The sequence below is a fragment of the Microbacterium halotolerans genome, from assembly GCF_003569805.1.
Lineage (GTDB): Bacteria > Actinomycetota > Actinomycetes > Actinomycetales > Microbacteriaceae > Microbacterium > Microbacterium halotolerans.
The window spans coordinates 1,473,241-1,499,922 of the sequence record NZ_KZ984051.1; the positions used below are offsets into that span (position 1 = coordinate 1,473,241).

Genomic DNA, 26,682 nt, shown 5'->3' on the forward strand with positions numbered 1-26,682 from the left:
TCGCCCGTTCATCCGGACCGCACGCCGGATGAGCACCCAGCGGCCCGTTCCCCCTTCCGATCCGGGGAACGGGCCGCTTCATGCTGCGCGCTTGCCGAAGCGCTTGTGGGCGGCCTGTCTGGTGATGCCGAGCGCCGTGGCGATAGCCTCCCACGAGTAGCCGCTCACGCGTGCGCGCCGCACCAGCGCGGCCTCGTCGCGGCTCAGTTCTCTGCGTCGTTCTGCGAGCGCGAACAGCTCGGGGATCGGATCCTGTGGCTGCTCGGATGACGCGGTTGTGATCATTCGTCAATTATGATTGACGAACACAGGAATGTCAACCTTTATTGACGCCCGAGGGTGTTGGTTCGGATCTGCGACAATAATGCGAGCCGATTTCGTAGACAATCCGGATGGGCGCGGTAGCGTCGAACGGGATGTTGGCACAACGGGCGCTGGCGCATGGCGGGCGGAAAGGATGGCGCATGTCGACGGTCGAGACGAGGACGAGGTCGGACGGCGATGCAGGTGACCTCACACAGCTCATCCGAAGCGCGATCCTCGACGGGGGCTTCGCCCCGAACCAGCGGCTGATCGAGGCGGACCTCAGCGAGAGCTTCGACGCATCGCGCGCGGCCGTGCGGTCGGCGCTGATGAACCTCGCGGCGGAGGGGATCGTCGAACGCCTGCCCAACCGCGGGGCGCGGGTGCGTGCGATCAGCGTGGGCGAGGCGATCGAGATCGTCGAGGCCAGGATCGGGCTGGAGACGCTCGTGGCGCGCAAAGCGGCGGAGAGGATCACCGACGAGCAGGCGGACGACCTGCGCGGGCTGAGCGAGGAGATCGCCACCGCTGTGGGGGCGGGAGACCTCGTCGGATACGCCAGGCTGAACCAGGACCTCGACCGCAGGGTGCGCGACATCGCCGGCCATGCCACCGCTGCGCACCTGCTCGAGCGGCTGGGCGCGCAGTCGGCCAGGCACCAGTTCCGGCTCGCGTATGAGCCAGGGCGGGCCGCGAGATCGGCGCCCGAGCACATCGCGATCATCGACGCCGTGGTGGCGGGCGACGCCGACGCCGCCGAGCAGGCCACGCGCGTGCACCTCGAGGGCATCATCGAGATGCTCCGCCAGCGCTCCTAGACGACACGGCGCCCTTCACCTTCGGCGCCTCGCACCTGAGCTGCATGGCCCGGGCTCAGGTGCGGTCGGTAGGATCTCGGGCATGCGTGCCGTCGAGTCCTCACCGCACAAGCGGTCGACTCTCTCCGTTGCGATCGTCGAGGACGACGACCGTGATCGCGAGCGACTGCGGACGATGCTGCGTAAGTACGAGGCCGACAACGAACTGACCATCCGGCTGAGGGAGTTCGAGGACGGCGCCGCGATCATCGAGGGGTATCAGCCGCAGTACGACATCATCTTCCTCGACATCCAGATGGCCGGCATCGACGGCATGCGCGCGGCAGCCGAGATCCGCAAGGTCGACACGTCGGTCATCCTGATCTTCGTCACGAAAACGGCGCAGTACGCCGTGAACGGCTACGCGGTGCAGGCCCTGAGCTACCTGCTCAAGCCGGTGTCGATGTTCGCGGTCGCCAGCGAGATGGACCGCAGCATCGCTCAGCTGGGTCGGGTCGAGCAGACCTCGATCCTCGTCGGCCCGCGTTCGGCGCCTCGCCGCGTCGACATCAGCGACATCGTCTACATCGAGAGCAGCCGTCACCAGATCTGGGTGCACACGGTGAACGGCCCGCAGACATTCAGTGCGACGCTTCAGGAGTTCGACGACCTGCTCTCGCCGCGCAGCTTCTACCGCTCGCACTCGAGCTACCTGGTCAACCTGAAGCACGTCGTGCAGGTCGACGGCGACGAGTGCGTGATGTCGAACGGCGATTCCATCCGGATCAGCCGATCGCGCAAGAAGGGGCTGCTCGAGGAGCTGACGAACTACATCGGCGGCCAGCTCGTATGACAGAGCTGCTGCCGGACATCCCCCGGTGGTACACGGGCCTCGCCGAGTGGGGAGCGGCGCTGTGCTACATCCTGATGATGCGGCGGCGCCTCCGTCTGTGGGCGTGGACCTCTCTGATCGTCGTGGCGCTGCCTGCGCTGATCGCAGTCCAGCTTCTCGCCGATCGGCTGCCGATCGGGCTGTGGACGCTCGGCATGGTCGCCTCGATGCTGGTGATGTACGGCTTCGTGCGGTTCACCACCGACCTGCAGGGCCGCGACGCCGGCTACCTCACGGCGCGGGCCTTCGTTCTGGCTGAGCTGGTCGCATCGCTGGAATGGCAGCTCTGGGTGCACTGGATGCCGGAGCTGCCGAGTCCGGAGCTGGGCACAGGGCCGTTCTTCGGCTCGCTCGGGCTGCTGGTGGCCTGCTACGGCACATGCTTCGCGTTGGCGCACGTGATCGAGCGCCGCAACATCCAGCCGCGTGAACGCCTCGGTGTCAGTTACCGGGCGCTGATCTCATCGATCGCCATCGCGGGCACGACCTTCCTGGTCAGCAACCTCAGCTTCGTGCTGACGTCGACGCCGTTCAGCGGCAACAACCCGACCGACATCTTCTACATCCGCACGCTCGTCGACCTGGCCGGCTTCGTCGCGCTGTACACCCAGCAGGGGCATCGCAACGAGACGCAGAAGGCGATGGCGCTGGCGGAGACCGAACTGGTGATGCAGCTGCAGCACGAGCAGTACCTGCAGACGAAGCGCAACATTCAGGAGCTGAATCGGATGCACCACGATCTGCGCTACTACGTCGAGGCCATCCGCGCCGAGGAGTCGCCGGAGCGACGCAGCGAGTACCTCACCGACCTGGAATCGAGCATCACCGGCTACGAGTCGGAGATCAAGACCGGCAACCGCGTGCTCGATGTCATCCTCAGCGCGAAGATGGAGAAGTGCCTGCAGGAGCGGATCTCGATGACGAACGTCGTCGAAGGCAAGGCGGTCGACTTCGTCGAGCTGCCCAAGCTCAGCGCGCTGTTCGGCAACGCGATCGACAACGCGATCGAGGCGTGCCGCCAGATCGAGGACGTCGACAAGCGACTGCTCAAGGTGTCGGTGTTCACCCAGGGCGGGCTCGTGATGATCCGGATCGAGAACTACTGGGATCACGAGGTGGAGTTCGTGAGAGGGCTGCCGCGCACCACCAAGCCCGACCGCTCCCGCCACGGCTTCGGCACGCAGAGCATGCGCCGCATCGTCGAAGACCTCGACGGCTCGATCTCGTTCCGGCACGAGAACGACTGGTTCACGGTGCGAATCCTGCTGCCGCGTCCCGCCTGAGACGAACAACGGCGGGTTCCAGGCGCCGAAGCGCCGAGAACCCGCCGTGAAGCGGAGGGGGAGAGTTACTCCGCCTCGGTCATCTCGCCGTCCTGGTCCATGTTCCATTCGGTGCCGGACTCGGCCGAGGTGGCCGTGATCTGGAAGTCGGTGCCGTCTTCGATCTGCACGGTGGAGATGTACTCCTCGACGGCATCCGACGGGTAGTAGGGCATCACCCACATGCCGTACTTCTGCGTCGGGTCCTCGACGTCGGAGGCGAGCATGATCTGCTCCATCGGAGAGTCGACGGCCTCGATCTGCTCGTTGACGATGTCGACGCCCTCCTGCAGGTCCGCGACGAACGCCTCGCTCTCCTCGCCGGAGCCCGCGCCGGGTGAACCGCCGTCGGCCGAGCCGCCGTCAGAACCGCAGCCGGCGAGACCGACGACGCCGACCGCCGCGAGGGAGATGACCAGACCGAAGCGCGTGAGAGTGTCTTTCATGATTTCCTACCTTCTGTGATGACGCGTGAAAGGGTGCCGCGCGACGAATCGGCGGCACCCCATCACACTGTGGTGGTTATTCGATGGGCTGCCCGTCGCTGCCGAGGCCGAAGCCGAACTCGTACGAGCTGCCTTCTGAATCGACGTACGGGGTGGTGTCTGCGATGTCCTCGAGGCTCGCCTCGACGGAGTCCATGTCCTTCGGCAGAGCGATCGGCAGGCGGCCTGTCGGCTCGCTCAGACCGAGCGCGACGTCGAGGAACGCCGCGTCGCTGACGCCGGAGCCCCAGACGATCGCGTCGGAGTCCGCCTCGAACTCCGCCGGGATGACTGCGCCGTTCGAGATCGACAGCAGGGTGACGACGGGGATGTCCTCGCCGCTGGCCTCGACGGCGTCGACCGCGCGCTCGAAGGCGTCGAGGTCGGCCTCGTTCGAGATGCGGGACGTGCTGCCGTAGTAGGAGCGGTTCTCCTTGCTGCCGTCCTCGAGCGTGTCACCGCTGATCGAGGTCTTGCGCACGCTGTCGCCGTCCGCCGTGTACGGGCGGTACTGCAGGGACAGCGGGTAGAACTCGCCGGTGTCCTGGTCGAGACCGGCGCTGTCGAAATTGGTGCCGTTGTTCGGGTTGCTCATGCCGACGAGCACGAGGTCGACGTCCGAGAGGTCGGGGGCCGTGTACGAGACGACCTCCTCGTCATCGTTCAGCTCCGCCTCGTCGGTGATGACCTCGCCGAAGTAGTGCTCGGCGGTCTCGAGATCGATCGTCTCGCCCTCGGTGTAGGTGGCGGGGCCGAACAGTCCGTCGTGGCCCGTGTCGAAGGAGCGCGGGATGTACACGGTGAGGTCCTTGAGGTCCTCGGCCGACGTGCCCTCGGCGATGGTGCCGTCGCTGTTCTTCAGCACGACGAGCGAGTCGTGCTGCGCGTCGAGGCCCGCCTGCTTGAATTCATCGTTGCCGACGAGGTCCTCCGAGACGGCGAGGTCCTGGTAGGCGCTGTCGTATACACCGACCCGGAACAGGTTCGTCAGGATGCGGCGGCCGCTGTCGGCCCAGCGGTCCTCCGCGCTCTGATCGAGGTCACCGGCTTCGTACGCCGCCTCCCACATCGTGTACGCCTCCTGGATCGGGGCGATGTCGTTGTTGCCGCCGAACTGGTCGACGCCCGCCTTGAGCACCTCGAAGTGGCGCTCGGCGACCGTAAGCTCGTCCGCGCCCCAGCTGGTGCCGATGAGGGCATCCGGATCGGTTTCTCCGCCCGCGGTCACGCCCCAGTCGGTGACGATCACGCCGTCGTAGCCGTTCTCCTCGCGCAGGATGTCGACGCGCTCCGAGTCGTAGGCGCTGCCCATGGCGTTGCCGTAGGCGGGGTCGCCCTCGCCGTCGACCAGGATCGAGTAAGACGTCATCACGCCGCCCGCTTCGATGGCGGCGAGGAACGGTGCGACGTGCTCATCCAGGTTGTCGCCGGGCAGGACGCCGTACTTGCCGGCGTTCGTGTGTGATTCGCGGCCGCCTTCGCCGACGCCGTCTCCCGGGAAGTGCTTGATCACGGTCGACACGGAATCCGTGCCCCAGCCGAGGTTCTCGCCGTCCTCGTCGAACGTGCCCTGGAAACCGTCGACGTACGCCGCAGCCATCTCGCTGGCCAGGTCGACATCTTCGCCGAAGGTGCCGTTGATGCGCAGCCAGCGCGGGTCGGTGGCGAGATCGATCTGCGGGCTCAGGGCGTTCGCCAGACCCATTGCGCGGTACTCGGCCGAGGCGATGCTGCCGAACTGCTCCACGACATCCGGATCGAACGTCGCGGCCATGCCGAGCGACGACGGCCACTGCGACACGCCGCCCGACGCACCCGCGTAGCTGTCGGCCGCGTCGTTGCGCGGGTCGGAGCTGAAGTTCACGGGGATGTACGGCTCGTCGTCTGAGACGAGCGTCTCGACGTACGCCTGCATCTCGTTCGTCCATTCGACGACCGGCTCGATGTCGTTGCCGCCCGCATACAGAACGTTGCGCAGGTAGGAATCCGACAGGTACTCCTGCTGGTCGTCGGTGAGCCCGTCGCCCGGGGCGCGCTCGTGGCTCGAGAACAGCATCAGACCGGAGACCTGGTCGGCGCTGAGCTGGGGCGCGAGGTCGGCTGCACGCTCTTCCGGGTCGAGGCGCCAGTCCTCCCACGCGTCGAGCCCGCCGTTGCCGTTCATGTCCTTGAAGGCGAGGGTGCTGCCGCCGTCGGTCTCTTCGATCAGCTCGAAGGAGTCCTTCGCCATGGTGAGGGTCTTGCCGTCACCGGGGTTCGTCACGACGACGATGTCGGTGGTTCCGTCCGTCACCTCCTCCGTGGAGTAGGAGCCCCCGTCCGAGCTCGCGCAGCTGGTGAGCACCACTGCGAGCCCGGTCGTGAGCACAAGACCGGATGTGATCGCTGACTTCCTCATCAATATCCCCGTATCGTCTTTGGCGCGTCGCCGTCGTCGGCGACGCTAGGGAACCAAATGCGCTTCGCCGCCATCGCAGCCGCCTCGTCGACGAGGCGGCCCATGTCCGCATTGCTGTGTGAACTCAGCGGGCGTTGCGCACCATCGACGCTATGAGGGAGCTGGACGTTCCGGTCGGCCAGGTGCACGATCGGCCGTTCTGCGCGCACGATTCGCAAGCACCGGATCCGGATGTGCCTCCCGCACGTACAAGCGGCGCCCGGCGGCAGAAGAGCCACCGGGCGCCGCTTGGTGTCAGCGGGTCATTCTGCGAGGCGCACCTCGTCGTCGCCCGTGCGGTGCCTGCGCACGCGGCGGATCACGAGGTACACGCCGAGCAGCACCAGAACGCCGATCAGGATGGTCGCTCCGAGCTGGATCCAGCGCCACATCGGCGGCTCGTAGGTGACCGTCGAGCCGGGTGCGAAGCCGTTCATCGCGTTGGAGTTCGCGACCGCGTACAGCACGTGGTGCGTCGCCTTCCGGATGTCCTGCTGCGCCGTCGCCGAGCTCGTGTCGTCGAACGACTTCGACGGAGCGAACGTGAGCGTGAGGTCCGTTCCCGCGGCGATGCTCTGGTTCGGGTTCATATAGCGGTACAGGTTGAAGTCGGAGATGGCGAAGCCGTCGAAGCCCCACTCGCCGCGCAGCACGTTCGTCATCAGCGCCTCGGAGCCGCCGGCCCACGTGGCGCCGATGCGGTTGAACGAGCTCATCACCGCGGTCGCACCGACCGTCGTCTGTTCGACCGTGCCGTTCTCGTCCGCGATGTACTCCACGGGCATCTCGGCGTCCTTGACGATCATCTCGAACGGCTTCAGGTACACCTCGCGGATCGTCTGCTCGTTGGCCCAGACCGCGATGCCGTTGTTCACGCGGTTGGCCTCCATGTCATTCAGCGCGAAGTGCTTCAGAGTCGTGTAGAGACCCTTCGACGCCGCGCCGTCCGTGGAAGCGAGGCCCATCGCACCGGAGAGGAACGGGTCCTCCGAGTAGTACTCGAAGTTGCGACCGGCGAACGGGGAGCGGTGCAGGTTCACTGCGGGCGCGTACCAGCCCGATACCTCCTTGAACAGCGCCTCGTTGCCCACCATGGTGCCCATGGCCTTGCTCAGCTCGACGTTCCACGTCTGTGCGATGAGGAACTCGGTCGGGTAGGCCGTGCCGTTCACCGACGCGTTGATGAACGACGAGAACCCTGCGGGACCGTCGAGATCCGTGGTGATCGGCTTCGCAATGCTGGGGAGCGCGCCCGTCTGGTACGCGCCGTTGAGCAGCATCTCGGTCATCTCGTCGATCGTCAGCGAGTCGAGCAGCTCGTCCCACTGCGGATCGTCGATCGGCAGGCCGCGCAGGTTCACCAGCGTCAGGTCGGTGTCCTGACCGGTGGTGGGCGCCTCGGCGTCCGGGTCCTGTGCCGCCTCGACGTCGTATGGTGCGAAGCCTTCCGCGATCGCATCGGTCGCCTGCATCAGGTCATCGCTCGGCGCAGTCGGGAAGGTGCCGGCGAAGTCGGCGCGCGACATGTTCAGGATCTTGCCCTCTTCGGGCTCGTCCGTGAACATCTCCGACACGTCGTCGAACTGGTTGGTCACCGCGGCCTCGTCGGACGAGCGCTGGTCGTCCTCGTCGTAGACGACCGTCTCGTCGACCGTGTAGGCGATTGCGTCGACGTCGTCGGCTGGCGTGTGCGAGTCGGTGCGCAGCGAGAGATCGTAGTCGCCGGCCTCCAGCACGTATGCGGCCGCGTCCTCGTAGTCGTACGACGCCATGTCCTCGACGTTCAGTGAGACCGTGACGGTCTCGCTTTCGCCCGGTGCGATCTCACCGGTCTTGGCGAACGCACCCAGCACGACCTCGGGCTTCTCGATGCCGCCTGCGGTGTACGGCGCCGAGTAGTACAGCTCGACGACGTCCTTGCCTGCGGTCGTGCCGTCGTTGGTCACCTCGATGTCGAGGGAGATCTCGCCGTCGACGTCACCGAGGGAGCGATCGGCGACCTGCCAGGAGAAGTCGGTGTAGCTCAGGCCGTAGCCGAATGGGTAGACGACGGCGTCGTCGTAGTCGATGAAGCCCTCGGCGGCGGCCGTCTCGTAGTAGCGGTAGCCGACGTAGATGCCCTCCTGGTAGTTGACGAACGGGGCATCCGAGGTGACGTCGGCGTTGGAGGCTGCGGCCTCCAGCACCGACGCCGGGTACTCGACGTCGAGGTTGTCGTAGACGAAGTCGCCGAAGTTCGCGAAGCTCGGGTCCTTCGTGAAGTCGGAGGCCCAGGTGTCGACCGTGCGGCCGGACGGGTTGACGGCGCCGGAGAGCACCTCGCCGACCGCGTTGAACCCGGTGGCACCCGGCGAGCCGATCAGCAGCACGCCGTCGACATCGGCGTTGTTCTGGACCGGGTCCAACTCGATCGTCGTCGAGGCGTTCACGGCCACGATCACGGTGTCGAAGCTGTCGGCGGCGAGGTCGATCAGATCGCGCTCGTCCTTGTTCAGCTCGAGCTGGTGCTGGCCATCCTCGTAGTTGTCATCCCACCCGGACATATCGGTGGTGAGGTCGCCGCCCTCGCCGCCGGGACGGCCGACGAAGACCACGGCGGCATCGTCGTACTCGCCGAAGGAATCGGCGACGGAGTCGTAGCCGGAGACGGGCATCTCGCCGATCGTGTAGGTCGACACATCCGGCTTGTCCATCTCGATGAAGCCGCGCGGGTTCTCTTCGGTGAAGGCCGTCAGCTCGTCGATCACGGACTGGTTCACCGTGAAACCGGCGTTCTCGAGACCCTGCTGGGGCGTGACCGCCGTCGAGGTGTCGACCGAGCCGGACCCGGCGCCGCCGTAGACCGGGTTGACGGCCGCGGCGCCGAGCATCGTGACCGCGGCGCCCTCATCGATCGGCAGCGCCTGCGACGAGTTCTTCGCGAGCACGATGCCCTCGCCTGCGATGTCCTGCACCAGCTCGCGCGAAGCGGTGTCGACGTCCTCGATCGTGTCGAAGTCGGCCTCGTAGTACGCGGTGTCCCAGTCGGCTGCCTCCTCGGACTGGTCGACCGTATAGGTGCCGCCGCCGAGCTGCGAGGCGACCCAGTTGAAGCCCACATTCAGCGCGACGTTGAGGACCACGGTGATCAGTGCCACGAAGGCGAGCACCGGTATCCAGATGGACAGGAACTTCTTGTTCGACATGGGGCGTCGTTTCGACTTCGCCGTCGCGTCACTCACTCTGGGACTCCTCCTGGTCATAGGCGGCTGCTTCGTCTCGCCCTTGTGCTGTACGCGGGGCATCTTTGCTGTTGTGCGCTTCTCGGCGCGCCCATGCGTCCAACATCAACACGCTAGGCGCCGCCGCCCGGATGGAGGGTTGCAGCGGCACGATCGGTCAAAACTCGCGCACCGCTGGTCTGCTCAGCGGAAGCTCAGGTGAATGAACAAAACTATACCGACTGGACGGTACAGCGAGACGAGGAATCATGACACCCGCACGGCGCTATCTCAGCCTCGGCGTGCTCACGGGAGCGGTGCTGCTGCTCGCCATCGATGCAACGGTGCTGCACCTCGCCGTGCCATCGCTCGCGCGGGATCTCGACGCCAGCGCGACCGCCGTGCTGTGGATCGGCGACGTGTACTCGTTGGCGATCGCCGGCCTCCTCATCACCATGGGGAACATCGCCGATCGCGTCGGGCGCAAGCGACTGCTGCTGATCGGCGCCACCTCGTTCGGCATCGCCTCTGTGGCGGCGGCGTTCGCTCCCACGCCCGAGATGCTCATCGTCGCACGGCTGCTGCTGGGGGTCGCGGGTTCGACGCTGATGCCGTCGACGCTCTCGCTCATCCGCAACATCTTCACCGATCCGGCCGAGCGCACCCGCGCGATCGCGATCTGGTCGGCGGCCGCCGCGAGCGGCATCGCACTCGGCCCCGTCGTCGGGGGCGCGCTGCTCGAGCACTTCTGGTGGGGGAGCGTCTTCCTGATCAACGTGCCGGTGATGCTCATCATCGTCGGAGTGGGTGCGTGGGTGCTGCCGGAGTCGAAGAACCCGCATCCCGGCAGGCTCGACCTTCTCTCGAGCGCGTGGTCCATGCTCGCGATCGTGCCGTTCGTCTATGCCATCAAGCACCTCACCACGGGTGCGGTCGACGTCGCACTGGCCGTCGCGCTCGCCGCATCCGCCGCGGGTTCCGTCCTGTTCGTGCGCCGCCAGCGCCGCTCGGCCGCGCCGATGATCGACATCGAGCTGTTCCGCAACGGCTCCTTCTCCGGCGCAGTGGCAGTGAACTTCATCTCGGTCTTCGCGATGAGCGGTGTGCTGTTCTTCTTCTCGCAGTACCTGCAGCTCGCCCGGGGGCTGCAGCCGCTCGGCGCGGGGCTCGCGCAGCTGCCCGTCGCCGTCGCGTCGATCATCGCCGTGGCGTGCGTCGGTTTCCTCGTCGCCCGCCTCGGCCGGGGCAGGGCGATCGCGTTCGCGCTGGCGCTCGGGGCCGCCGGACTGGTGGCGGTCGCGGTGATGGAGGGCAGCGCGCACCTGTCATGGCTGCTCATCGCCCTGGTGCCGCTCGGGCTCGGCATCGGCATCTCCGAGACGCTCAGCGTCGATGCGGTCGTCTCGTCCGTACCGCAGGAGAAGTCGGGCGCGGCCTCGTCGATCTCCGAGACCGCGTACGAGCTGGGCACGGCGATGGGCATCGCCGTGCTGGGCTCGGTGCTCACGGTGATGTACCGGTTCGTGCTTCCCGCAGACGCTCCGGATGCTGCGCGGGACTCGCTCGCGAACGCCGCAGCCGAGCTGGGCGAGGGAGCGGCGCTCGAGGCCGCGCGGGAGTCCTTCGTGCACTCGATGCAGGTGACCACGCTCATCGCCGCAGGTGTGATGGTCGCCGGAGCAGTCGTGGCGCTCCGCCTGATTCCGAACGTGCGGCCGGCGGTCGCGGCTAACGTGGACTGACATGGGACGCACAGCGGGGCGCGATGCCGATGGAACGCGAAGGATCATCCTCGACGCGGCGACGCCCATGGTGGCTCGCCACGGGCAGGAGGTGTCGCTGGCCAGGATCGCTGACGCGGCCGGGGTGTCGAAGGGCGGGCTGCTGTACCACTTTCCGACCAAGGAGGACCTGCTGCGCGCGAGCGCGGCCGACCTGTTCGCGCGCTTCCGCGAGGCCGTGTACGCCGAGACCGAGAAGGAACGCGGCGGCGCACACGGACGCCTGGCCAGGGGATACATCCGCGCGACGTTCGCGGAGCTGTCGGACGATGTCGCACGCGATCAGATCGCCGTGGCCGCGCACCTGATGAGCGAGCCCGGCATCCAGGAGATCGCGTCGGCCGACGGACGGCGCTGGCGGGATGAGCTGATGGCAGACGGGCTCGGGGAGCAGGCCATCCGGATCATCGTGGCCGCGTCCGACGGCGTCGGCAGCGCCCCGCTGTGGGGTGCGATTCTGAACCCCGACGACTGCGCCGCGCTGAAGGAACAGCTGCTCGACATGACGCGGGGCGGGGATCCGGAGGAGACACGATGAGGCGTCCGCCCCCAGGGGCGGACGCCTCATCGTCCGGCGGGTCGGATCAGCCGATCGAATCGACCGTCTCGTAGCCGTTGCCGTTGTACTCCTGCACGACAAGGCTCGACACGGCAGGCTGACCGTCCTCCGTGGTGTTCACCGCGGTGCCGTCCAGCATCAGCGGCGCCTGCAGGTCGGAGACGCTGCGCAGCGCCTCCATGAAGGACTCGCGGGTCGGCTCCTCCATGTTCTGGAACGTCTCGTCGAGAGTCGCTCCGATCATGTAGCTCCACATGCAGTGCGGGAAATCGGGCGTCGTGGTGTAGTCGCCCGAGTAGGTCTCGAGCGAGGAGAGGAAGGTGGTGACGTCCTCGTCCTCCGCGTAGGCCGGCGACTGCGGCGCCTTGGCGAACGACACCGAGTAGAAACCGTCCTCCGGGGCGGCGTTCGCCGGGCCGAGGATGGCCACGGGGCTCGACGTGTTCGACGGCAGGAACCAGCTGGGTGACCAGCCGAGCTCGCGCGTCTTCTCGATCGATGAGATCACCAGCGGTGTGATCGACATGGCGTTGAAGAACACGTCGGCGTCGGTGTCCGCCAGCTGTGTCAGCTGGGAGTCGACGGAGGGGTCGGTCGCCTCGTAGGTGAGCTCTTTCACGACCTCGACGCCCGTTCCCTCGATGGCCTCCTTGAAGCCCTCGACGTAGCCTTCGCCGTAGTCATCGTTCTGCGACAGGATCGCAACCGTGAGGTCGTCGCCCGACTCCGCGAGCAGCTCGCCGAACGCCGCGCCCTCGTTCATGTACGTGGGCACGAAGCCGAGCTGCCACGGGCTCTCGGTCTGATCGGAGAAGATCGGGTCGCCGGTCTGGATCAGGACCTGCGGCACCTCCTCGTCGATCGCCGCGTCGCGGAATGCGCGGTTGGTCGGCGTGCCGAGTCCCGCCGTGAACGCGAACACGTCGCCGGAATTCTGCTGGAAGTTCTGCAGCGCCTTCTGCGGGTCGTAGGCGTCGTCCCATGCCTGCACGTCGACTGTGCGGGTGTTGCCGTCGCCGAACTCGATGCCGCCGGCATCGTTGCGCTCGCCCATGTAGGCGACGAGCCCCGCGACCGTGCAGTTGCCGGGACCGGCCGTGGCACCCGACAGCGGCGTCGTGACGCCGAGGGTGATCGAGTCGTCGGTGATGCCGGGGCTCGATCCGCCGCCGTCGCCATCGCCGCCGCCGGAGCCGCCGTCGTCGCGGCCGCAGCCGGCCAGGACGAGAGCGAGCGCGGAGCCGACGGCGACGGTGCCGAGCCACTTCGCTTTCCTGCTGTTCAGGATCATGACGGAACCTCTTTCGTTGGTGGTGTCTGAAGGGACGTTACGAACCGGTCCGATCATCCGGACGGTCGGCCGAGCGGCGCCCACGGAACAGGCGCCTGATGCGGTGAGGCACGCTGGCGAGGCCGCCCGGCAGGATGATCAGCACGGTAAGCAGGATGATGCCCTGGATGAGCGCGGTCAGCGTCGGTGCGATCTCGTTGGTGATGCTCGGAACGAACACGTAGTAGATGCCGCCGAGCAGCGATCCGAAGATGCTCGCGGCACCGCCGACGACCATCGAAGCGAGCAGGTTGATCGAGTGGTGGAATGCGAGCGTTTCGGGGCTCGTGTATTGGATGACGACCATGTAGAGGAAGCCGGCCACACCGCCGATCATCGCGGCGATCGTGAACGACATCACCTTGTAGCGGTAAGGGGAGATGCCCATCGACTTCGCGACGTTCTCGTTCTCCTTCACGATGGCCAGTGCGCGACCGAACTTTCCGCGCGTGAGGTTCGCCACCAGGATGAAGCAGATGCCGGCGATGAGCAGCACGGTGTAGTACTGCCACTGGTCGTCGGCGAGACCCGTCCAGTCCGGCGCATCGGAGAAGCGCGCCGATGTGCCCTGCGACCCTCCGGTGAGATCGGACAGCCGCTTGGCGAGCGGCACGCCGATGACGGGCAGCGCGATCGTGACCATGGCGATGGCGAGTCCGCCGAGGCGCGCCGCGGCGAAGGCCACGATGAGCCCTGCGACGCCGGGCAGCACGATCGCGGCGATGAAGGTGACGACGATCGGCCAGTCGTTGTTCACGCCGTATGCCGTGACGTAGGCGCCGAAGCCGACGAAGAAGATCTGGCCGAGCGAGACCTGGCCGGTGTAGCCCATGATCACGTTCAGGCCGAGCACGGCGACGGCGAAGACGCCGACGCGGGCCAGCTGCTGATTCGCCTCCACCTGCAGCACGAGCGGGGCGAGCAGCAGCGCGATCACGATGGCCGCGGCCACGGCGTACTTCCACCACGCGCGTCGGCCGGACGCCGGCGTGGTCAGGGGAGCGGTGAGGTCGGGGACAGAAGGTGAAGCGGACATCTCGTTCCTCACACTCGCACGACGGTCTTGCGGCCGAACAGGCCCTGCGGCCTGATCAGCAGCACGATGAACAGGAGCACGAACGGCACGGCGATCTTGAGGTCGTGCCCGATCAGTGGCACGTAGACCGCGGCCAGGTTCTCGAGCACGCCGATGATCCATGCGGCGACGACGACGCCGATCGGGCTGGACAGTCCGCCGAGGATGACGGCGGCCAGCGCGTACACGAGCACGGTGTCGAACATGCCGGGCGTCAGCGACAGGCGCGGTGCGATGAGCGCGCCCGCGATCGCGCCGAGGGCGGCGGCCAGACCCCAGCCGATCATCAGGTGGCGCCCGACCGGGATGCCGGCGAGGGCTGCGGACGACGGATTGTCGGCCACGGCGCGCAGCGCGAGGCCGAGCTTCGTGCCGCGGAAGAGCAGCTGGATCAGGCCCATCGCGGCGAGGATCACCAGGAAGGTGCCGAGCGACTTCCAGCTGATCGTCGCACCCAGGAACGAGAGGGTCGCTTCGGGGAACAGCCACGGCAGTCGCAGGTTGTTGTACGACCAGATCCAGCCCGCGAGCCCGGTGAGCAGTGTGAGCAGGCCGACCGTGACGACGATCGCAGTGTCGGGGTCGCCCTTCTCGAACCTCCGGATGAGCAGGCGCTCGATGAGCGCACCCAGGATGAATGCGGCGATGACCGCGAGCAGGATACCGACGATGAGCGGCATCCCCCAGCCTACGAAGGCGTAGACGAAGTACGCGGACAGCACGGCCATGCCGCCCTGAGCGAAGTTGATCATTCCCGTCGACTGGTTCACGAGCACGATGGCCAGGCCGAGGGCCGCGTAGATCGATCCGGTGCCGAGTCCGTCGACGACGAGTTGGATGAAGGTTCCCATGTCAGCCCCCGAGGTACGCCTTTCTGATCTCGTCGCGGCCCTTCAGCTCCGCTGCCGTGCCGCTGAGCACGCTGCGGCCGGTCTCGAGCACGGTCGCGGCCTCGACGATGCGGAAGGCGAGGGCGGCGTTCTGCTCCACCACGAGCATGGCGATGCCGGACTCGTCGCGCAGCCGCTGGATCGAGTCGTAGACGTCCTTCGACGTCGAGGGCGCCAGACCCAGCGACGGCTCGTCGAGGAGGAGCAGGCGGGGCTTCGCCATGAATGCGCGGGCGATCGCGAGCATCTGCTGCTCGCCGCCCGACAGCGTCGAGGCGTTCTGGGCGATGCGGCGGCTCAGGTTCGGGAACAGCTCGAGGATGAAATCGATGTCGCCGGATATGCCGCTTCGGTCCTTGCGCAGATAGGCACCGACCATCAGGTTCTCGCGCACCGAGAGGTTGGGCAGGGTGCCTCGTCCCTCCGGCACGTGCGCGATGCCGAGTGAGGCGACCTTCTCGGGGCCTGCATGCGTGATGTCGGTGCCGTCGAAGGTGATCAGTCCTCCGACGTTCACGGTGCCGGAGATGGCGCGCAGCGTGGTCGTCTTGCCTGCGCCGTTGGCGCCGAGGATGCCGACGGCGCCGCCATCCGGCACCCGGAGCGAGACGCCATCGAGCACCTGCACCTTTCCGTACGACGCCGTGACGTCGGTGAGCTCAAGCAGCGTCATCCGCGGCCTCCGTTCCGATGTACGCCTCGATCACGCGAGGGTCGGCCTGTGCCTCGGCCGCCGTGCCCTGCATGAGCTTCCTGCCGTAGTTGAGAATGACGACACGGTCCGTGAGCGCCGAGATGAGCCCCATATTGTGCTCGACGATGACGACCGTCAGCTCGCCGTTCTGCGTCAGGTGGCGCACCGTGGTCATCAGCTGCTCCACCTCGCCATGGGACAGGCCTGCTGCCGGCTCGTCGAGCAGCAGCAGCGACGGGTGCGACATGCGCGCACGGCAGAGCTCGACCGACTTGTGCAGCCCGTGAGACAGCTCGTCTGCACGGGAGTGCGCGGCCCACGCGAGCCCCTGATCCTCGAGCATGGTCATCGCCTCGTCGCGCACCTCCCGCTCCCGGCGGCCCGTGGGCGGAATGCGCAGCGACCACCTGAGCGGGCCGCCTGGCAGACGAGTGTGGCCGCCGAGCATCACGTTCTCGAGCACGGTGTGGTTCAGCTGCAGCGCCGGGTGCTGGAAGGTGCGTGCGAGTCCGCGCCTGTTCATCGTCGAAGGTGCGGAGCCCGCGACCTCCTCGCCGTCGATCAGGATCGATCCGGATGTCGGCTTGTAGTGCCCGCTGATGCAGTTGAACAGCGAGGTCTTGCCCGCACCGTTCGGGCCGACGAGGCCGAAGACCTCTCCAGGCTCGACCTCGAAGCCGACGTCGGTGAGCACCGTCACCCCTCCGAATCGGAGGTTGACGTCTGCAAGGGTCAATCGAGCGGCCATCGCTGATCTCTCTCTGTCGCGGCGGTGCGATCTGTGGGCGTGTCGGCGCGGGCGTCGGGTCGTCTGCGCCGCCTATCGTTGCACGTTACTACGGTTGTGTGCCAAAAGTGTTAACAATCTTGGTTCAGATTTCGTTACACTTTCAGTGTCGATCGGCTTCTTCGCCCTCACGTCATTGTGCGGCATCCGGGCTCTTCATATGATGCGCCGCGTGCGTCTGCGGCCGGTCGGTTATCCCATTGATGTGAAACTCGGCGTAGGATCGGCGCCACGGGAGGTGCGATGGCGCACAAGTCAGCGGGGCGCTCGGCGCTCGCCAGGCATCTGGCGGTGCTCGATGCGTTCGACCCCCTGCATCCGTTCCTGACGCTGACCGAGATCGCCGCCGCTTCGAGGCTGGCACCGTCGACCGCGCATCGCCTCGTCGGCGAACTCACCAGAGAAGGGCTGCTCGAGCGGCAGCCGGATCGCTCGTACCGCCTCGGCGTGCGGCTGTGGGAGTACGCCTCGCGCACGCCGGGCGCCGTCGGCCTGCGCGAGATCGCCCGGCCGTGGTGCGAGGCCGTGCACCGCAGAGTCAGGCAGCACACGCAGCTCGGCATCCTGCAGGGCACAGAGGCGCTGTACATCGAGCGGCTGTCGATGCCGGACGCCGTGATCAACGCGACGCTGGTCGGCGGCAGGATTCCCGCACACGCTTCGTCGGCCGGGCTCGTGCTGCTCGCGCATGCGGACGCGGGGACAGTCGATGCCGTATGCCGCGCGCCGATGCGCAGATACACCAGCGAGACGATCAGCGGCCCCGAGCAGCTGCGCCGCATGCTCACCAGGATCCGCGGCGACGGCTTCGTCGTCACCGACGGGCACATCCATCTCGAGGCGCGGGCGATCGGAGTGCCGGTGCGGGGAGCGGGAGGACGCGTGATCGCCGCACTGACGGTGGTCGTGCCGAACGATGACACACCGGCGCAGCCGATCGCCGACCTGCTCACAGCGGCGGCAGCCGGGGCCTCGCGCGACCTGGTCCGCGCATCCGGCGAGACGGGCGAGATCGCGCCGGAGACGATCGGACTGTCGAAGCGGTCGATCGAATTCATCGCCGAGCTCGAGGAGGACGGCGCGTCGGCGACGCGGTGATGGCATGGCATGGTCGTCGATGGATCTGAACCTGGTGCGCGTGTTCGTCGCCGTCTACGAGGCGCGCAGCCTCACCGTCGCCGCGTCGCGCCTGTACGTCACTCAGTCGGCCGTGAGCCAGTCGCTGGCGAGGCTGAGGGGCGAGGTCGACGACCGGCTGTTCGAGCGCCGCGGACGCACGATGGAGCCGACGGCGCTGGCGCAGTCGCTGTACCCGGGCTTCCGTGAGGCGCTCGCCGCCGTCGACCGCACGATCGAGCAGGTGCACGGCTTCGACCCGAGCACGAGCGATCGCACCTTCCGGATCGCGCTGAGCGAGCTGGGGGAGATCGGCTGGGCGTCGGCGCTGCTGAGCGCCGTGACGGCGCAGGCGCCGCAGATGCCGATCGAGATCGTGCCGATCGAACCGGACGCGCTGCCGGACTGGCTCGCGCGGGGCACGGTCGACCTGGCCGTGACGCCGCGCCACATCACGGGCGAGTTTCCCAGCACCGTGCTGAAGACGCAGAGCTACGGCCTCGCGATGGGCAGATCCCATCCGCTCGCCGAAGGCAGCCTCAGTCTCGACGACTACCTCGGGGCCACGCACATCTCCGTGGCGGAGGACTCGGGCGGCGACGAGGTCGCCGCAGCGCTGCAGCGGGCCGGTGGACGGGTGCGGCCCTTCATCCGGCTGAACCACTATGCGTCGCTTCCCCCGCTTCTGGCGCGCAGCGACCGGTTCGTGGCGACGGTTCCCGACACGATCGCGCTGGGTTGGGCCAGGCACTGGTCGCTGAGGGTGAGGCCGCTGCCGTTCGAGATGGCGCCGCTCGAACTGCGGCTGTACCGGCGCGTGACGACTCAGCATGCTGCGGCGCTCGACTGGCTCTACGACACCGTCGCCCATGCCATCCGAGGCTCGAAGGGGCAGTTCTCGGTCATCCACGGCGATGCAGTGCCGGGCGAGCGGGCCGCCGACTGAGGCAGTCGCTGCGTCTCGCGCTCGGTCATCCGGCGTCATCGTTCGTCTCCGGCGCGTAACGATGCGTCACGTGAAGTCACGGTGCGTCACGTGCGCACACGGCCGGTGCGCTGGCGCCTACGTTTGTTCCCGCGCGGCATGCCAGCCGCGAACGAGAAGGGTGCGAAACATGAGCAGTGATGTCCTGACCAGTCGGCTCGACGCCGGACCCGTCGTGTGCGCCGAGGGGTTCCTGTTCGAACTCGAGCGGCGCGGGTACCTGACCGCGGGCGAGTTCGTCCCGGAGGTGGCGCTCGAGGAGCCGGATGCCCTGCGCAGCCTGCACATCGATTTCCAGCGTGCGGGCAGTGACATCGTCGAGGCGTTCACCTACAACGGGCACCGCGAGAAGATGCGGGTGATCGGCAAGGAGGAACTGCTGGAGCCGCTGAATCGTCAGGCGCTGCGGATCGCCCGCGAGGTCGCCGACCGGGTGCCGGGCAACCTCGTCGCGGGCAACATCTCGAACACGAACATCTGGGACCCGAACGACAGCGGTGCGCAGCGCGATGTGCGCGGCATGTTCGAGGAGATGGTGGGCTGGGCCGTCGAGGAGGGCGCGGACATCATCATCGCCGAGACCTTCTACTACGCGGGCGAGGCGGAGCTCGCGCTCGAGGTGGCGAAGGCGAGCGGTCTGCCCGTCGTGTCGATGCTCGCGCCGATGGCGGCGAACGAGCTGATGGACGGCATCGGCATCGTCGAGACGGCCCAGCGGCTCGAGCAGGGCGGGGCCGACGTGGTCGGGCTGAACTGCTTCCGCGGGCCGGAGACGCTGCTGCCGTGGATCCGCCGCATCCGTGAGGCCGTGTCGGTGCACGTCGGCGCGCTGCCGGTGCCGTACCGCACGACCGAGGCGGAGCCGACGTTCTTCAACCTCTCGGACGTGGCGGCGTCGGTGCCGTCGCCGCACGGGCGCACCTTCCCCACGGCGCTGGACCCCCTGTACGCGAACCGCTACGAGATCCGCGACTTCGCCGAGAAGGCGCTGGCCGACGACATCCGGTTCATCGGTGTGTGCTGCGGTGCGTCGCCCGTGCACATCCGCGAGGTCGCCGAAGCCGCCGGCCGCACGCCCGCCGCGAGCAGGTACAGCGAGAACATGAGCAACCACTTCATGTACGGCAGCAACGAGCGTCTGCCTGAGCACATCAAGGGCCTCGGCGCGAGCGCCTGAGCCGGTCGAATCAGCGGCGGTAGTTCTCGCGGGCGAAGCGAGAGTAAGGAGCGGGTTCGACGGTGGCGCGGATCTGCACCTGGCGGTGGGGTTCGACGGCTGGCTTGCTCGAGACGGGGTCTTCGCCCCAGACGATGGTGACCTCGGTGCCCGGTTCCGCGTGCGCCGTCTCGAGGCTCGCGAGCGAGACGAAGGCCTGTTCGTTGGTGATGTAGCCGGCATCGTGCGAGATGCCGATGTCGGCGCCGTCGCGCAGCACGCGATCGACCTGGTACAGGCCGTAGCGGGCCTTGGGGAGATCGATGTACTTGGCCGGCGTTCCCTCCTCGAGCATCGACCGCTGAGCGGCGACCACGTCATCCGCATTCCACACCAGCGTCACCTTGCGGCGGGCGGGGTTCTCGGCGATCTTCTCGAGTGCTTCGCGGCCGATGAAGTCGTGGTCGAATGCGACGCTGCGGCCGTAATCGAGGTCGTACGGGGTGACGTAGTAGTCCTCGACGTTCTCCGATGACAGGCTGCCGGCGAGCGAGCCGGCCGATCGTGCCGGCAGCCACGCCCGGTACTCGTCGGTCTGCGCACCGGTGAAGATCGCGGGCAGGGGAGAGGGCACCCATGCCGACTCGAGGTTCGCCGACGAATAGGCTTTCGAGCCGACCAGCACGAGGCCGAACTCCTCACCAGCGTCGACGATCGCCTCGCGCACGGCATCGCCCTCACTCCATGGCCCGAACAGCTCGAAGCCCGGCTGACCAGCCATGCCGTGACGCAGTGAGCGCACGTGGTGACCGGCGATGGTGAAGTCGGCCATGCGGAAGAACCGCGTCTCGGGAACAGGAGCGCCGGTGACCTTCTCCATCAGCGCGAGGGCGTTCGGGCCCTGCAGCTCGTAGCGATACAGCTTCGGATCACCCTCGCGCACGATCGAATTGCCGTCGCGTTCGAAGCTGACGTCATATCCGCCCTTCTCGCCGTGGAACTGCACCCAGTCGATCACCATCGGGTGCCCGACCAAGTCGAACTCGCCATCGTCGAGGTGGAACAGGATGGCGTCGCCGATGAGGAAGCCCTCGTGGTTGACGGCGATGAACTGCTTGGCGCGGCCGGCGGAGAACCTCGCGAAGCTGTTCACACCGACACGGGTGAGCAGGCGCAGTGCGTCGGGGCCCGAGATGAAGAGGTCCGTCATATGGTGCGACTGGTCGAGCAGCGCGACGGACTCGCGCCACGCGCGCTGCTCCGAGCGCCAGTTGCTGAACTCCGATCGGACGGGGAACACGGTGGGCGCGGCCTGCGCGTTGCGCAGCAGTGCGACGGGCCCGCCTGCGGCGGCGATGGCGTCTGCGAGCGACTCGGTCATGGGAACTCCTTCGTTCAACGGATGAGATCCACGCTAGCCAGCAACGGACATCCGGTGGGGCGATCCGGATCAGCAGTGCTAATGGAGGCGTCTGCATTCCTCATTCGGTCCGGGCGCCCCGCACTCCGCTTCCCGAGGCGGGTTCCGAGCCGCGGCAAGATCTCCGAGATGCGGCAGAATCAGGCCGGTTCGCCCGCGTCTCAGGGCAGGGCTTCGTGGTTGCTGACGGGCAGCGGACAGCGGCGTCCGGACGACATTCCCCCGCGCGCTTCGCGCGCTCCCGCCGAACCCGATGCCAGCGTCCGGACGCCGCTGCCCTCCGCCTCCTCCGAGATGCGGCCCTGGCTCCTGGCTCAGCCTGCGACGTAGGTGAGAGCGTTCTTGTAGTCGCTGACGGGGATGACGCCGGGCGATCGCGGTTCGATGCTGATCCGCACGCGCAGCTGCTGGCGCACCTGCTCTGCGGCCTCGTCGAGGGCGCGCTGCGCCACGTCGTGCGCTGTGCCGGGGCGCAGCTCCACCTCCAGCGGAATCGGGTCGTCGAAGCGCACCTGGTCCGCCGTGTCCTTGCGGATGCGCATGGTGCCCGTCAGATGGGCGCTGGCGGTGGCGAGCACCACCTCGCGGATCGCTGAGGGGTACACATTCATCGCCTTGAAGATCAGCATGTCATCGGTGCGTCCGACGCAGCGCACGGTCGGTGAGGTGCGTCCGCATGCGCAGTCGACGGTCTGCACCTGCATCTGGTCGCGCGAGCGGAACCGCAGTACGGGGCTGGCCTCACGCGTCAGCGTCGTGTAGACGGCCTCGCCGGTCGCCCCGGGTTCCCACGGCACGTGCGCGCCGGTGGTCGGGTCGATCAGCTCGACGAGCACGTCAGGGGACGCGGTGAAGTGCATGCCGTCGCCCTGCTCGCACTCCGCCCACATCGCGGGCAGCACATCGCCGAGGCCCATGAACTCGCTCACGCGGGTCGCGCCCCACGCATCGAGAATGCCCTGCCGGATGTGCGGCACGCCGACGCCGGGCTCGCCGCCGGCGATCACCGTGTGCACCCCGAGCGCGGTCGCGGGCATGTTCAGCTCGTCCTCGCAGCGCTTCGCGAAGTGCGCGGAGAACGATGCCGTCGCCACCAGCACGTCGGCGTGGGTGCGCTGCATCGCGACCGCCATGCGCGGCACGGTCTGACCGCCGATCCACGCCAGCGCTCCTCCTGCTTCCCTGATGCCGTCCGCATAGGGGAGGCCGCCGGCGACGATCGCCATACCCGTCGTATGCGCCACCCGTGTGCCCGGCCGCACACCGGCGGTGCGATACGCGTTGCCGATCAGCCGACGCCAGCGCTCGAGGTCGTATTCGGTGAGGCCGAAGAACACGGGGGTTCCCGTCGTGCCGGACGAGCTCGTGATCTGGCGCAGGTCGACGGTGTCGGCGACCTGCAGCGTGCCCAGAGGCTGCTGCGCCGTGGTCTCCGCCTGGGCCCCGCGCAGGTCCGCCTTGGTGGTGAACGGAATCTCGAGCAGGTCGTTCTCGTGTGCCGCACGCTCCGGAGCCCCGGCGAGCTTCTCGCGCCACGCGTCCGCACCGCGCAGCCTGGCCAGCAGAGGCGCGATGTCGGCGAGCTGCTGCTCGCGGAGCCGACCCCACGGACGGGTGTCGACGTCGGGGTGGAACAGCGCGGTTGTCATCTCTTCTCGCTTCTCTTCAACACGGTGTGTGCGTTCACTATCCCCGCGACGGCAGCCGCCGCTCACGTCCGATTCCGTGTGACAGAAGGAACGCCGCCGGTGCGACGGTGCACCGGCGGCGTTCGGGAGCGATCAGGCTTCAGCCAGCTCCGCTTTCATGCGGCGCATGTCGACCTTGCCGCTCGGGCTGCGCTCGAGGGAGATGCGAATCGAGATCAGGCGCGGCTTCTTGTAGCCGGCGATCAGGGCGGCGCAGTGCTCCTGCAGCGCCTCCGACGTGAGATCGCTCGCACCCGTGGCGACGACGGCAGCCACCACCTCGCCGAACCGCTCGTCCGGCATACCGAACACCACGGCGTCGTCGACGTCCGGATGCGTCAGCAGTGCCTCTTCGACCTCGGCGGGGAACACCTTCTCGCCGCCGGTGTTGACCACAGCGCTGCCTCGGCCGAGCAGATCGATCGTGCCGTCGGCGTTGACCTCGACGAGGTCGCCGGCGACCACGTGGCGTCGGCCGCCGATGACCTTGAACGTCTCGGCGGTCTTGGCCTCGTCGCCGTGGTACCGCTTCGGAAGCGTGCCGCGGAAGGCCAGCACTCCGCGCGCGCCGGGCACGTCCTGCACCTCTCGGTCGTCGTCGTCGAGCACGACCGCACCGGGGAACAGATGCAGCCTCGCAGGCAGGTCGTCGGCGCTGCGCGAGACGGCGACGGCATACGGGCCGCCCTCGGTGGAGGCGAGCAGGTCGGTGATGGTCATGTTCGTCAGCGCGTGCAGACGGGACTTGACCTCGTCGGTGAACCGCATGCCGGAGCTGATCGCGGATTCGAGCGAATCGAGCCCGCCGCCCGCACGTTCAGCGGCATCGGCGATCGGCGCCGCGATCGCGTCGCCCGCCACGATCAGCCTGGTCACGCCGTGCTGCCGGATGAGCGCGACCGCCGCATCGACGTCGAGGCTCGCCTTCGGCAGCAGCACGATGGTGCCGCCGAGCACGAGGGCGTTCATCGACGTGAACAGCGCGGTGCCGTGCATCATCGGCGCCAGCGGCATCGTCACCGGAATCGGCGTGGCCGGGTCTGAGACGATCCGGATGATCTCATCGAGCGAGCTTGGATCGTCGACCCCGATCGTGCCGAAGATGGAGTACATCTGCACGTCGAATAGCTCGGCGACGCTCCACACGACAGCCTTCGGGCGCCCCGTCGTGCCTCCCGTGTACAGGAACAGCTCACCGGATTCGGGAGCGTGCTCAGGCAGATCCGGTTCGAAGTCCTCGAGCGCGTCGAACGGCAGCTCCCCCTCGAAGAGCTCGCCCGGCCTGTCCTCGTCGTCCACACGCAGCCGGAGCCGGATGCCCGGGGCATCGAGCCGGTCGACGACGGGAGCGAGCGAGGCGACGAACACCAGTGCGACCGCGTCGCAGTCGTCGATCAGTTCGCCCAGCTCCCGCTCGCGGTAGCGGAAGTTCACCGGCACGGGTGTGATGCCCGTCATATACGAGGCGAACAGTGCGACCAGGTGCTCGGCACGGTTGTGCATGAACAGCATCACGCGCTCGCCTGGCCGGATGTCGTGGGCACGGAACAGAGCTGCGAGCCGGCCGGCCCGGTCGAGCAGCTCGGCGTACGTCAGCGAGCCGTCGCTCGTGACGACGGCGGTGCGCTCGCCGAAGCGCTCGGCGACAGCCCGCCAGATCTCTGCGTAGTTGAGCTTCATCCGGCACCGCCCTACTGCGGTCCCGAAACCTGCGCCTGCGAGGCGAACTGCGCGCGCCACGCGTCGTCGATGCCGTCGGCCGTCCAGCCTCCGTCACTGTACGCGGCATCGAGCGCGGTCGGGTGCGCGTACAGGGTGAGGCGGTCGCCGCCGATCCCGATGGCCTGACCCGTGACGTCCTGCGACGCCTCCGACGCGAGCCACACGATCAGCGGGGCCACGTCATCCGGGGAGCCGAGGGCGTGGTCGTGGCGGAACTCCGACGGGATCTCCTCGCCGGCGACGAAGCGCTCGTACAGCTCGGCGTACGCGGGGATCGTCGCCGTCATCGGGCTCAGCGCCGTCGGCACCACCGCATTGGCGGTGATCCCCGCGCGCGCCAACTCGAGCGACCAGGTGCGCGCCATCGCCACCAAGCCGGCCTTGACGCTGGCGTAGTTGGTCTGCCCGAAGCTGCCGAACTGACCGGCGGGCGAGCCGATCAGGATGATCCGGCCTCCCTCGCCCTGCTCCTTCATCGCCGTCGCCGCGGCGCGGCCGCAGGTGAAGCTCCCGCGCAGGTGCGTGTTCACGACCAGGTCGAATTCGTCGTCCGACATCTTCCACAGCACACGATCGCGCAGCACACCGGCGTTGGCGACGAGTGCGTCGAGACGGCCGTAGGTCTCCATCGCGGCGGAGACCAGCTGATCGGCGGTCTCGGCAGGGCCGACCGGCGCGATCACGGCCGTCGCGCGACCGCCGGCCCGCTCGATCTCGGCGACGACGGCGCCCGCGGAGTCGGCGTCGACGTCGTTGACGACGACCGCGGCGCCTGCCTCGGCGAGAGCGAGTGCGTAGGAGCGGCCCAAGCTGCGGCCGGCTCCCGTGACGATGGCGACTCTGTCCTTCATCGTGACGGCGCTCATCGGTAGTACCTCAGCACGAGCTCGGCGACGCAGACCGGTTTGGAGCCGCCCTCGATCTCCCACGTGATCGGCGTGACGATCTGATAGCCGCCGGCGACCTCGTCGACGCTTGCGACCTCACCGGTCACGCGCAGGCGCGAACCCGTGGGAACGGGCGAGGGGAAGCGCAATCGGTTCAAGCCGTAGTTGACCCCCATCGATGCGCCGGTGACCTCGAACACCTCGGCCATCATCGGCACGACGAGCGACAGCGTCAGCAGTCCGTGCGCGATCGTGGTGCCGTACGGCGTCTTCGCGGCGGCAGCCGGGTCCACGTGAATCGGATTGTGGTCGCCCGTGACCTTCGCGAACAGGTCGACCTCCTCCTGCGTCACCTCCCGCCATCCGGATGGGCCGAACACCTTCCCGACGATGTCCGGCAGGTTCTCGACGGCGGTGGTCAGCGTGGGCGGGGCGTCTGAGGGCTCGGCCATTGGTGCCTCCGTGATCGGCCGCGCACCGATGCGCGGCGTGGTATCGACAGTGATCCGTGATTTCAGCGAAACTGAAATCGAAAGCCACGGTAGCGAAGATGCTGCCGGATGTCACGGGTCGGCATCCGGATGATCGGCTGTCGGATGCGAAGATGCGCAAGCGGGGCGAGCCGCGTCCTGGCGGATGAGGAGGCGTGATGGACGAGACGATGGGTGCACACGGGGCGATCACTGTGGAGAGGCCGGGGGAGTTCCGCGGCTTCTCCTACGTGATCAAGCAGCTGGAGCTCGCGCTGCGCCGCAGGCTCGTCGACGCCTGCAGGGCGAGCGGCCTCACATCGGCGCAGTACACGGCGCTCTCGGTGCTCGTGCGCCGCCCTGGGCTGACGAGCTCTGAGCTCGCCAGAAGGTCCTTCGTCCGCGCGCAGACGATGGCCGTGACGCTCGATCCGATGCTGGAGGCGGGGTTCGTGCGTCGCGAGACAGACCCGGCGCACGCCCGCCGCCGTCTGCTCTTCCTGACGGAAGCCGGGGCGCGCAAGCTCGAGGAGGTCGATCCGCACATCGCGGCGCTCGAAGAGCACATGGTCGCCGACCTCGACGATGCGGAGCGGGACCAGCTCGTGGAACTGCTGCGGCGATGCCGCCGCACGTTCGAGTAACGAACACGGGCGCATTCTGCTGCGGCGATTGACACGTCTCGG

At 67.8% G+C, this 26,682-nt stretch carries 23 protein-coding genes; 9 read left to right on the forward strand and 14 right to left on the reverse strand.

The window, feature by feature from the left end; genetic code table 11:
• Positions 1 to 78: 78 nt before the first annotated feature.
• Positions 79 to 285, reverse strand: a complete 207-nt coding sequence (locus DZG09_RS06680; RefSeq protein ID WP_119696835.1) for an AsnC family protein — start codon at positions 283 to 285, stop codon at positions 79 to 81.
• Positions 286 to 464: 179 nt separating this feature from the next.
• Here DZG09_RS06680 and DZG09_RS06685 point away from each other — a divergent pair, with 179 nt between their 5' ends.
• The 3 genes from DZG09_RS06685 to DZG09_RS06695 all read left to right on the forward strand — a co-directional run bounded on the left by DZG09_RS06685 (position 465) and on the right by DZG09_RS06695 (position 3,275).
• On the forward strand, positions 465 to 1,121 hold the full coding sequence (locus DZG09_RS06685; protein WP_119696836.1) for a GntR family transcriptional regulator: 657 nt from the start codon (positions 465 to 467) through the stop codon (positions 1,119 to 1,121).
• Positions 1,122 to 1,203: 82 nt separating this feature from the next.
• Positions 1,204 to 1,953, forward strand: coding sequence for a LytR/AlgR family response regulator transcription factor (locus tag DZG09_RS06690; RefSeq protein ID WP_119696837.1), 750 nt, complete (start codon positions 1,204 to 1,206; stop codon positions 1,951 to 1,953).
• Positions 1,950 to 3,275, forward strand: a complete 1,326-nt coding sequence (locus DZG09_RS06695) for a sensor histidine kinase (protein ID WP_119696838.1) — start codon at positions 1,950 to 1,952, stop codon at positions 3,273 to 3,275. Before DZG09_RS06690 ends, DZG09_RS06695 begins: the two co-directional genes overlap by 4 nt.
• A 65-nt stretch (positions 3,276 to 3,340) precedes the next feature.
• Here DZG09_RS06695 and DZG09_RS06700 read toward each other — a convergent pair whose 3' ends face one another.
• The 3 genes from DZG09_RS06700 to DZG09_RS06715 all read right to left on the reverse strand — a co-directional run bounded on the left by DZG09_RS06700 (position 3,341) and on the right by DZG09_RS06715 (position 9,457).
• Positions 3,341 to 3,760 carry a hypothetical protein gene (locus DZG09_RS06700; RefSeq protein WP_119696839.1) on the reverse strand — a complete coding sequence of 140 codons (420 nt, stop codon included), beginning with the start codon at positions 3,758 to 3,760 and terminating at the stop codon, positions 3,341 to 3,343.
• A gap of 76 nt (positions 3,761 to 3,836) precedes the next feature.
• A complete protein-coding gene (locus DZG09_RS06705) occupies positions 3,837 to 6,197 on the reverse strand; it encodes a glycoside hydrolase family 3 protein (protein ID WP_119696840.1) in 2,361 nt (786 codons plus the stop codon).
• Between the two features lie 302 nt (positions 6,198 to 6,499).
• Entirely contained in the window at positions 6,500 to 9,457 is a 2,958-nt protein-coding gene (locus DZG09_RS06715) for a glycoside hydrolase family 3 C-terminal domain-containing protein (RefSeq protein WP_240423749.1), read from the reverse strand.
• A gap of 248 nt (positions 9,458 to 9,705) precedes the next feature.
• Between DZG09_RS06715 and DZG09_RS06720 the strand changes: the two genes are divergently transcribed.
• Positions 9,706 to 11,178, forward strand: coding sequence for an MFS transporter (locus DZG09_RS06720; RefSeq protein ID WP_119696843.1), 1,473 nt, complete (start codon positions 9,706 to 9,708; stop codon positions 11,176 to 11,178).
• Position 11,179: 1 nt separating this feature from the next.
• Positions 11,180 to 11,755 (forward strand): TetR/AcrR family transcriptional regulator, encoded by a 576-nt coding sequence (locus DZG09_RS06725; protein WP_119696844.1) that lies wholly within the window; start codon positions 11,180 to 11,182, stop codon positions 11,753 to 11,755.
• A gap of 46 nt (positions 11,756 to 11,801) precedes the next feature.
• Here the strand turns inward: DZG09_RS06725 and DZG09_RS06730 are convergent, their stop codons facing one another.
• From DZG09_RS06730 to DZG09_RS06750, 5 genes are read right to left on the reverse strand one after another with little or no spacing between them, the layout of a single operon-like run.
• Positions 11,802 to 13,067, reverse strand: coding sequence for an ABC transporter substrate-binding protein (locus tag DZG09_RS06730; RefSeq protein ID WP_119696845.1), 1,266 nt, complete (start codon positions 13,065 to 13,067; stop codon positions 11,802 to 11,804).
• A 37-nt stretch (positions 13,068 to 13,104) separates the two neighbouring features.
• The gene (locus DZG09_RS06735) at positions 13,105 to 14,142 is read right to left on the reverse strand and encodes a branched-chain amino acid ABC transporter permease (protein WP_119696846.1); all 1,038 of its coding nucleotides are present in this window, start codon (positions 14,140 to 14,142) and stop codon (positions 13,105 to 13,107) included.
• An 8-nt stretch (positions 14,143 to 14,150) separates the two neighbouring features.
• Positions 14,151 to 15,032, reverse strand: a complete 882-nt coding sequence (locus DZG09_RS06740; protein ID WP_119696847.1) for a branched-chain amino acid ABC transporter permease — start codon at positions 15,030 to 15,032, stop codon at positions 14,151 to 14,153.
• A 1-nt stretch (position 15,033) separates the two neighbouring features.
• A complete protein-coding gene (locus DZG09_RS06745) occupies positions 15,034 to 15,744 on the reverse strand; it encodes an ABC transporter ATP-binding protein (RefSeq protein WP_119696848.1) in 711 nt (236 codons plus the stop codon).
• The gene (locus DZG09_RS06750; RefSeq protein WP_119696849.1) at positions 15,731 to 16,513 is read right to left on the reverse strand and encodes an ABC transporter ATP-binding protein; all 783 of its coding nucleotides are present in this window, start codon (positions 16,511 to 16,513) and stop codon (positions 15,731 to 15,733) included. The genes DZG09_RS06745 and DZG09_RS06750 overlap by 14 nt, the downstream gene beginning before the upstream one ends.
• A gap of 282 nt (positions 16,514 to 16,795) precedes the next feature.
• Here DZG09_RS06750 and DZG09_RS06755 point away from each other — a divergent pair, with 282 nt between their 5' ends.
• The 3 genes from DZG09_RS06755 (at position 16,796) to DZG09_RS06765 (ending at position 19,830) form a co-directional block, all read left to right on the forward strand.
• On the forward strand, positions 16,796 to 17,650 hold the full coding sequence (locus DZG09_RS06755; protein ID WP_119696850.1) for an IclR family transcriptional regulator: 855 nt from the start codon (positions 16,796 to 16,798) through the stop codon (positions 17,648 to 17,650).
• Positions 17,651 to 17,654: 4 nt separating this feature from the next.
• Positions 17,655 to 18,614 carry a LysR family transcriptional regulator gene (locus tag DZG09_RS06760; RefSeq protein WP_162893198.1) on the forward strand — a complete coding sequence of 320 codons (960 nt, stop codon included), beginning with the start codon at positions 17,655 to 17,657 and terminating at the stop codon, positions 18,612 to 18,614.
• 169 nt (positions 18,615 to 18,783) lie between these two features.
• Complete coding sequence (locus DZG09_RS06765) at positions 18,784 to 19,830, forward strand: homocysteine S-methyltransferase family protein (RefSeq protein WP_119696852.1); 1,047 nt, start codon at positions 18,784 to 18,786, stop codon at positions 19,828 to 19,830.
• Between the two features lie 10 nt (positions 19,831 to 19,840).
• On the opposite strand, the gene DZG09_RS06770 is transcribed toward DZG09_RS06765, so the two are convergent.
• The 5 genes from DZG09_RS06770 to DZG09_RS06790 all read right to left on the reverse strand — a co-directional run bounded on the left by DZG09_RS06770 (position 19,841) and on the right by DZG09_RS06790 (position 25,978).
• The gene (locus DZG09_RS06770; protein WP_119696853.1) at positions 19,841 to 21,190 is read right to left on the reverse strand and encodes an aminomethyltransferase family protein; all 1,350 of its coding nucleotides are present in this window, start codon (positions 21,188 to 21,190) and stop codon (positions 19,841 to 19,843) included.
• 353 nt (positions 21,191 to 21,543) lie between these two features.
• Complete coding sequence (locus DZG09_RS06775; protein WP_119696854.1) at positions 21,544 to 22,878, reverse strand: phenylacetate--CoA ligase family protein; 1,335 nt, start codon at positions 22,876 to 22,878, stop codon at positions 21,544 to 21,546.
• Between the two features lie 132 nt (positions 22,879 to 23,010).
• A complete protein-coding gene (locus tag DZG09_RS06780; RefSeq protein WP_119696855.1) occupies positions 23,011 to 24,597 on the reverse strand; it encodes an AMP-binding protein in 1,587 nt (528 codons plus the stop codon).
• Between the two features lie 11 nt (positions 24,598 to 24,608).
• Positions 24,609 to 25,505 carry an SDR family NAD(P)-dependent oxidoreductase gene (locus DZG09_RS06785; protein WP_119696856.1) on the reverse strand — a complete coding sequence of 299 codons (897 nt, stop codon included), beginning with the start codon at positions 25,503 to 25,505 and terminating at the stop codon, positions 24,609 to 24,611.
• Positions 25,502 to 25,978 (reverse strand): MaoC family dehydratase, encoded by a 477-nt coding sequence (locus DZG09_RS06790; protein ID WP_119696857.1) that lies wholly within the window; start codon positions 25,976 to 25,978, stop codon positions 25,502 to 25,504. The genes DZG09_RS06785 and DZG09_RS06790 overlap by 4 nt, the downstream gene beginning before the upstream one ends.
• Positions 25,979 to 26,175: 197 nt before the next feature.
• Here DZG09_RS06790 and DZG09_RS06795 point away from each other — a divergent pair, with 197 nt between their 5' ends.
• Complete coding sequence (locus DZG09_RS06795) at positions 26,176 to 26,640, forward strand: MarR family winged helix-turn-helix transcriptional regulator (RefSeq protein WP_205529081.1); 465 nt, start codon at positions 26,176 to 26,178, stop codon at positions 26,638 to 26,640.
• The last annotated feature ends 42 nt before the right edge of the window (positions 26,641 to 26,682 follow it).

What these genes read in the sequence shown, in the direction of transcription:
- DZG09_RS06690 (WP_119696837.1), top strand. Translation starts at nt 1,204, where the DNA reads ATGCGTGCCGTCGAGTCCTCACCGCACAAGCGGTCGACTCTCTCCGTT.
- DZG09_RS06685 (WP_119696836.1), top strand. Translation starts at nt 465, where the DNA reads ATGTCGACGGTCGAGACGAGGACGAGGTCGGACGGCGATGCAGGTGAC.
- DZG09_RS06785 (WP_119696856.1), bottom strand. Translation starts at nt 25,505, where the DNA reads ATGAGCGCCGTCACGATGAAGGACAGAGTCGCCATCGTCACGGGAGCC.
- DZG09_RS06680 (WP_119696835.1), bottom strand. Translation starts at nt 285, where the DNA reads ATGATCACAACCGCGTCATCCGAGCAGCCACAGGATCCGATCCCCGAG.
- DZG09_RS06750 (WP_119696849.1), bottom strand. Translation starts at nt 16,513, where the DNA reads ATGGCCGCTCGATTGACCCTTGCAGACGTCAACCTCCGATTCGGAGGG.
- DZG09_RS06735 (WP_119696846.1), bottom strand. Translation starts at nt 14,142, where the DNA reads ATGTCCGCTTCACCTTCTGTCCCCGACCTCACCGCTCCCCTGACCACG.
- DZG09_RS06790 (WP_119696857.1), bottom strand. Translation starts at nt 25,978, where the DNA reads ATGGCCGAGCCCTCAGACGCCCCGCCCACGCTGACCACCGCCGTCGAG.
- DZG09_RS06695 (WP_119696838.1), top strand. Translation starts at nt 1,950, where the DNA reads ATGACAGAGCTGCTGCCGGACATCCCCCGGTGGTACACGGGCCTCGCC.
- DZG09_RS06740 (WP_119696847.1), bottom strand. Translation starts at nt 15,032, where the DNA reads ATGGGAACCTTCATCCAACTCGTCGTCGACGGACTCGGCACCGGATCG.
- DZG09_RS06700 (WP_119696839.1), bottom strand. Translation starts at nt 3,760, where the DNA reads ATGAAAGACACTCTCACGCGCTTCGGTCTGGTCATCTCCCTCGCGGCG.
- DZG09_RS06770 (WP_119696853.1), bottom strand. Translation starts at nt 21,190, where the DNA reads ATGACCGAGTCGCTCGCAGACGCCATCGCCGCCGCAGGCGGGCCCGTC.
- DZG09_RS06755 (WP_119696850.1), top strand. Translation starts at nt 16,796, where the DNA reads ATGGCGCACAAGTCAGCGGGGCGCTCGGCGCTCGCCAGGCATCTGGCG.
- DZG09_RS06765 (WP_119696852.1), top strand. Translation starts at nt 18,784, where the DNA reads ATGAGCAGTGATGTCCTGACCAGTCGGCTCGACGCCGGACCCGTCGTG.
- DZG09_RS06730 (WP_119696845.1), bottom strand. Translation starts at nt 13,067, where the DNA reads ATGATCCTGAACAGCAGGAAAGCGAAGTGGCTCGGCACCGTCGCCGTC.
- DZG09_RS06725 (WP_119696844.1), top strand. Translation starts at nt 11,180, where the DNA reads ATGGGACGCACAGCGGGGCGCGATGCCGATGGAACGCGAAGGATCATC.
- DZG09_RS06760 (WP_162893198.1), top strand. Translation starts at nt 17,655, where the DNA reads ATGGCATGGTCGTCGATGGATCTGAACCTGGTGCGCGTGTTCGTCGCC.
- DZG09_RS06745 (WP_119696848.1), bottom strand. Translation starts at nt 15,744, where the DNA reads ATGACGCTGCTTGAGCTCACCGACGTCACGGCGTCGTACGGAAAGGTG.
- DZG09_RS06795 (WP_205529081.1), top strand. Translation starts at nt 26,176, where the DNA reads ATGGACGAGACGATGGGTGCACACGGGGCGATCACTGTGGAGAGGCCG.
- DZG09_RS06705 (WP_119696840.1), bottom strand. Translation starts at nt 6,197, where the DNA reads ATGAGGAAGTCAGCGATCACATCCGGTCTTGTGCTCACGACCGGGCTC.
- DZG09_RS06775 (WP_119696854.1), bottom strand. Translation starts at nt 22,878, where the DNA reads ATGACAACCGCGCTGTTCCACCCCGACGTCGACACCCGTCCGTGGGGT.
- DZG09_RS06780 (WP_119696855.1), bottom strand. Translation starts at nt 24,597, where the DNA reads ATGAAGCTCAACTACGCAGAGATCTGGCGGGCTGTCGCCGAGCGCTTC.
- DZG09_RS06720 (WP_119696843.1), top strand. Translation starts at nt 9,706, where the DNA reads ATGACACCCGCACGGCGCTATCTCAGCCTCGGCGTGCTCACGGGAGCG.